At 60.4% G+C, this 5,029-nt stretch carries 5 protein-coding genes; 3 read left to right on the top strand and 2 right to left on the bottom strand.

What is annotated here, in order from left to right; translation table 11 throughout:
• Positions 1 to 32: 32 nt before the first annotated feature.
• Together JFT63_RS29220 and JFT63_RS29215 are read right to left on the bottom strand one after the other, a co-directional pair.
• Positions 33 to 3,062 carry a Tn3 family transposase gene (locus tag JFT63_RS29220; RefSeq protein ID WP_010799689.1) on the bottom strand — a complete coding sequence of 1,010 codons (3,030 nt, stop codon included), beginning with the start codon at positions 3,060 to 3,062 and terminating at the stop codon, positions 33 to 35.
• The gene (locus JFT63_RS29215) at positions 3,046 to 3,648 is read right to left on the bottom strand and encodes a recombinase family protein (protein ID WP_010465829.1); all 603 of its coding nucleotides are present in this window, start codon (positions 3,646 to 3,648) and stop codon (positions 3,046 to 3,048) included. The genes JFT63_RS29220 and JFT63_RS29215 overlap by 17 nt, the downstream gene beginning before the upstream one ends.
• A 191-nt stretch (positions 3,649 to 3,839) precedes the next feature.
• Here JFT63_RS29215 and JFT63_RS29210 point away from each other — a divergent pair, with 191 nt between their 5' ends.
• The 3 genes from JFT63_RS29210 to JFT63_RS29200 are packed head-to-tail and all read left to right on the top strand — an operon-like array spanning position 3,840 to position 4,883.
• Positions 3,840 to 4,217, top strand: a complete 378-nt coding sequence (locus JFT63_RS29210) for a type II toxin-antitoxin system RelE/ParE family toxin (protein ID WP_003151133.1) — start codon at positions 3,840 to 3,842, stop codon at positions 4,215 to 4,217.
• Positions 4,198 to 4,533, top strand: coding sequence for a helix-turn-helix domain-containing protein (locus JFT63_RS29205; protein WP_001172026.1), 336 nt, complete (start codon positions 4,198 to 4,200; stop codon positions 4,531 to 4,533). The genes JFT63_RS29210 and JFT63_RS29205 overlap by 20 nt, the downstream gene beginning before the upstream one ends.
• 14 nt (positions 4,534 to 4,547) lie before the next feature.
• Positions 4,548 to 4,883, top strand: coding sequence for a hypothetical protein (locus JFT63_RS29200; RefSeq protein ID WP_000741275.1), 336 nt, complete (start codon positions 4,548 to 4,550; stop codon positions 4,881 to 4,883).
• The last annotated feature ends 146 nt before the right edge of the window (positions 4,884 to 5,029 follow it).

The following is a 5,029-nucleotide window of genomic DNA, read 5'->3' as shown; positions in this document are numbered from 1 at the left end:
GGGGTTGTACGCCGGAATCCCAGAAATTTCCGTCAGCCCAGCTCCAGTCCCGCCACGAGCGCATCCAGGTCGATGAACTTGCCGTCAGTCTGGAAGGTGTAATGCCCGTTCAGCAGGATGTGCCGCCAGGCCGCTGGCGACATCTGCGTGATCAACGCCAGCGCCTTGGCATTGCCAGCTGCCTCGTACTTCGTCAGCAGCAGGGACAGGATCGCCGAGTTGTAGAAGATGATCGCGTTGCCGATCAGCCTGGCGCACTGGTTGCTGATCTCGATTTCGATGTCGGTGCGGCCGGTCAATTCCTTCTTCCCACCGACTTGGGCGATGGTCGAGCGTAGCTGGTGATAGGACTCAATGCGGTTCTGCGAGCGGTGAACATTACGCTCCAGTTGCGGGTCGCGCAGGTAGCGCAGTGTGTAGATACTGCGGATGAGCTTGTCGAACTCGAAGATTGCGCGCCGCGTCGGGTTCGGCGCCGTATAGGTGCACAGCTTGCGGATCAGCGTGCCCTGCGTCATTTCCTTCAGGCCCAGTGTGGCGACGATTCGGTCGATGTTCGCCTTCTCACCGACGATGAGTTGCCGGTCGATCTGGCCAGCCGGCCGGATCAGGCATTTCTCGTACAATGCCAGATCATCGGCGCAATACAGCTCCTGCAACTGGTCGTCGAGGTCGGTGAAGCGCGGCTCGAAACGAAGTCCGAACCAGTGCAGGATGGCGAAGTTGGCCTTGTTGATGCTGTGCATGTCGCCGGTGATCGCGCTCGGCACGATGTCCGACGTGTTGCGGTACCAGATGTCGAACACGTGGTGAGCCTCGTACTCGTGTGCGCCTATCAGGTAGCCGTTCAACGGCACGTGATTGCACAGCAGCGTGTAGGCGACGACGCCCTTGCCGCGGCCGAAATATTTGCGCGAGTAGCGCGCCTTCACAGTTGGTCGCTCGACGCCGAATTTCTGCCCATCAACGGCACCGTACAACGAATCGAGGTCGAACGAGTAATGCGGGAAGATCGGCAGTGCGGCGATGGCGTTGCTGATGCAATCGTTGGCCACATGTAGCGTCGCCTGGCGCAGGTACTGCTGGTAGGTACTCTCCAGGACGTGGTACGGGATGTCGCTGGTACGTGCCATAACCTGGTTGCCGTGGTTCATGGCTTGGGCAATGATCACCGCCATCAGACTGTCGGCGTCGGCTACCTTCTTCGCATAGCGTGGCTGCAATGGTGTCAGCGCCGACAGGAACTGGCACTGGCCGTTGACGAAGCGAAACACGTCGGCGACATCGCAGTATGGCAGTTGCTCGTAGAGAGCTTGCTCGCGCGCCTTCTGGTTCTCCCCCTTGGGCTTGCGCCAGGTCAGTCTCTGCGTGTCCTTGTCGTATTCCAGGTGCGTCAGCTTGCCCTGTTTCAGCTCGCGATTGAACGCCACCCATTGCGCACGCAACTCGGCCGCCAGTGCATCGAGCTGGGCACTGACCGGCTGCCGCAGGAAGGGGATGTCCATCTGCGCGAGCACGGCGGCTTTCTCGTCCATCGAAACCAACTCGTCGGACAAATGCCGGTGCTGCAAGCTGTCGTCAATGTAGAGCTCGCCCGCCTGGAAGCGTTTCCTGACCTGACGGTAAAGCCAGAATTCGTAACGATCGGCATGCAGGCCTGTCGGCGTGCCTTCGGCATCGAACATCAGCAGGTACGGACGCAAGCGTTTCGGCAGCGTTGCCGCCGGACATTCGTCGAGTGGCCGTTGTGATAGGCGCTGCTGCTTGGCGAACACGCTCTTGGCCCAAGTCAGCGCCGCGAGCCATGGGTTATCGGGGGCCGTGCCGGCGAAGTCGAGCGCGACGTACAGCGGCCGTAGATGGCGTCGAATGCGTTCGGCCAGGCCGTCCACCGCCTGCCAGTGCAGCGCCAGTTTGTTCAGTGGCTTGACGCTCATGCGCTGCGCCGTGTTTTGCAGCAATTCCCTGGACATGATTTTGTAGGCGCGTTGGCGCACCTCGCCGAACGGCGTCGGATCGGCCACGCTGTCGTCCACGTACAGCGACAGCAGGCGGCCAACCTGCGGCGTTTCCTGATGGCGTCGCAGCTGTTCGGCGACAAAGGACTGTTTCGCACCCGTGCGGCTCTCGTCCTCAAGTTTTTTCATGTGGAAGGCCATCGCGTCGACCAGGTTGTCGGTGAGCTGCCGGTAACGTACCCAGGCATAGCACAGCAGGTAGAGCCGGGTCTGCTCCGCCTTCAGGTGGCGCAGGTCATGGACGGTATAGAAGTTCGCCAGGCTCGCGTAGTACAGCAGGTTCTGCTGCGAGATGCCGAGCTTGGGCAGCAGCGCCTTGGCGATCCCGTGCAAGGACTTCAGCGTGGCGCGCTTCTCGCGCTCCCCTGCCATCTGACGCCAGCCGAAATCTTTAGCGTCCTGCTTGAGCGCTGCCAGTTGAGACAGGGTGTCGTCACGCACCAGGAGCTGGCCCAGCGCAGCTTTGGCCGATTCGTCCAACACTTCTGCCAGCAAGCCGCCCAAGCGCCTGCGTTCGGTGGACAGGGCTTCACTGACCAGCTCTTGTAAGGTGGTGTGGCCGGGCCGGATGATTTTGTGCTCGCTGAGCCAAACGATCAGTTCGGCGGCCACGAATCCTGGCATTACGTCGCGCCGCACGATCTGTTCAGCCTGCTGTGCCAGTTGCGGCAGGAAGCTAGCCGCCCACGACCGGTAGCCGAACAGTTCGGCGATCTGACCCCTCTGGCTGTAGTGCTCATGCTTGGTGATCGCCTTGCGTTCGAACGCTTCGCCGTGGAAATAGCGACTCAGCACGAAGGCGCAATCGTCCTCGACCTCATGCCAATCGAAGCGGAAGAAAGCATGCTTGGCCTTGAAGTAGCCGATCTGCAAGACGCAATAGACTTGGGCCTGCAGGCTAGGCCGGCTGCTGGCGAACGCCAGTTCAGATTCGGTCAACGCCAGGTATTCCAGCCGCTGAGCATCGTCGAAGTCCGGTAGGCCGTACAAGGCTTCCTGCTCTGCGTCAGAAAAGACGGTGAGTAGCTTATTCTTGTTGCTCATCGACCGTCCTTCCCGCACCACGCCAACCTGCTCGCGTCAATGTTTCGATCAACGTAGTGCGCTTGACATTGAAGTTGCGGCACACCGCCGCCTTAGACATGCCGCCATCGAGCGCGGCGACGATGGCGTCCAGCTTCTCACCAGTGATCGCCTGCGGCCGGCCGCCGATCCGGCCGCGTTTGCGTGCGGCGGCCAAGCCCGCGACGACGCGCTCCTGAATCAAGGCGCGCTCGTACTGCGCGAGCGCACCGAACACCTGGAACAGGAATTCGCCCGAGGGCGTCGTAGTGTCCAGGTTCTCTGTCAGCGAGCGGAACGCCACCCGCTTGTCCTTGAGCGAAGTCACAATGGCGAGCAGGTGCGACAGCGAGCGACCGAGCCGGTCGAGTTTCCACACCACCAGCACATCGCCGGCTCGAACGAACTCAAGCGCCCGCGCCAAGCCGGCACGGTCATCCTTCGCGCCAGAGGCACGATCCTCAAACAGGTGACGCGGATCGACGCCGGCGGCGAGCAGCGCGTCGCGCTGCAAGTCCGTGCTCTGGCGGTCGGAGTCCGACGACACGCGCATGTAGCCAACCAACATAGGCGGATAACCATCAAAAACAGGTTTCCGCATAATAGTGAATAGCGATAGAGTTTTCCGTACATTTTTGAGGGGGTGTTGCACAGGTAGCACAGCGGCGGCTGACAGCCTGTCGCAAAACAAATGTTTTACGACACCTCCTTGAGGTTGCCGCGTTTACATCATTACCTGAACAGGTATAAAATTCCGTCATGACAAACAAAGAAAAACCGCTCGAATGGATCGCGAGCAGCCACAAGGATTTGATGGCGTTGCCGTCCGACGTGCGTCGCCGTTTCGGTTACGCGCTCTCGTTGGCGCAGATAGGCGATCAGGATGACGCAGCAAAGGTGCTCAAGGGGTTCGGTGGTGCCGGCGTGCTGGAGGTCGTCGAAGACGATGCCGGCGGCACCTATCGAGCGGTATACACGGTCAAGTTTGCGGAAGCGGTGTTCGTCCTGCACTGCTTCCAGAAGAAGAGCAAGAGCGGAATCGCCACGCCAAAGGCCGACATGGACATCATCCGCGCTCGGCTGAAGGTGGCCGAGGTATTGGCACAGGAGCTACGAAATGCAAAAACGAATCATTGAAGGCGTCGAGGTTCAGCGCAGCTCGGGCAACGTCTTTGCCGACCTTGGACTGCCTGACGCTGAAAAGCTCAAGATCAAGACCGGCCTGGTGGTCGAGATCAGGAGGGCCATGCGCGCCCTTGGGCTGACTCAACAAGCGGCGGCCAAACGCATGGGCATCCCGCAACCGAAGGTGTCGGGCATGATGCGCGGCGACTTCACCAATCTATCCGAACGCAAGCTGATGGATTGTCTGAATCGCCTCGGCTACGACATCGAAATCAAGGTACGGCCAGCAGCCGAGCCGATCGGGCATCTAACGCTCGCAACCGCTTAATCGGAGCTCTCCTGATGGCAGCCCGCATCACCGACGACGAATGGGACGAACTGACTCCCGAGAATTTCGATACCACGGCACTGCTGCGTGCAGTCGATGCCGTGGACGTGCTGCGCGGCGATTTGAATGACAGCGCAGACGGCGCACCTCCGCAACTGCGCACCGACCTGTTGAAGCTGCATCAACTGGCAATGGCCGCGTTCAACGAGGGATCACGCAGCCGAGTGGCTGAGCTATTTGATCTCGCCGTGGATCTTCAGGATCAGGTTGATCATCTGATGACCTCGCTGGAACAAGTGCAAGAAACCCTGTCCCGGTTGACGGCGCTCTACCCAGAAAGCCTGTCCTGAATGTTCTTGGAGACAACCACATCATGAGCCGCAGCCGCCGCAAAACGCCCATCGTTGGGCACACGACCTGCCGTAGCGAGCGCGAGGACAAGAAACTCTGGCATCAGCGCTGGCGAACCCACGAGCGCACCGCGCTGGCCAGCGCG

It is taken from the genome of Pseudomonas sp. MF7453 (genome assembly GCF_016405455.1).
Lineage (GTDB): Bacteria > Pseudomonadota > Gammaproteobacteria > Pseudomonadales > Pseudomonadaceae > Aquipseudomonas > Aquipseudomonas paralactis.
The sequence above is the reverse complement of the archived record's forward strand: the minus strand, read 5'-3'. Positions and strand labels throughout refer to the sequence as shown.

Bases quoted from the DNA above. Each gene is read 5' to 3' on its own strand.
- JFT63_RS29220 (WP_010799689.1), bottom strand. From the start codon at position 3,062: ATGAGCAACAAGAATAAGCTACTCACCGTCTTTTCTGACGCAGAGCAG.
- JFT63_RS29215 (WP_010465829.1), bottom strand. From the start codon at position 3,648: ATGTTGGTTGGCTACATGCGCGTGTCGTCGGACTCCGACCGCCAGAGC.
- JFT63_RS29210 (WP_003151133.1), top strand. From the start codon at position 3,840: ATGACAAACAAAGAAAAACCGCTCGAATGGATCGCGAGCAGCCACAAG.
- JFT63_RS29205 (WP_001172026.1), top strand. From the start codon at position 4,198: ATGCAAAAACGAATCATTGAAGGCGTCGAGGTTCAGCGCAGCTCGGGC.
- JFT63_RS29200 (WP_000741275.1), top strand. From the start codon at position 4,548: ATGGCAGCCCGCATCACCGACGACGAATGGGACGAACTGACTCCCGAG.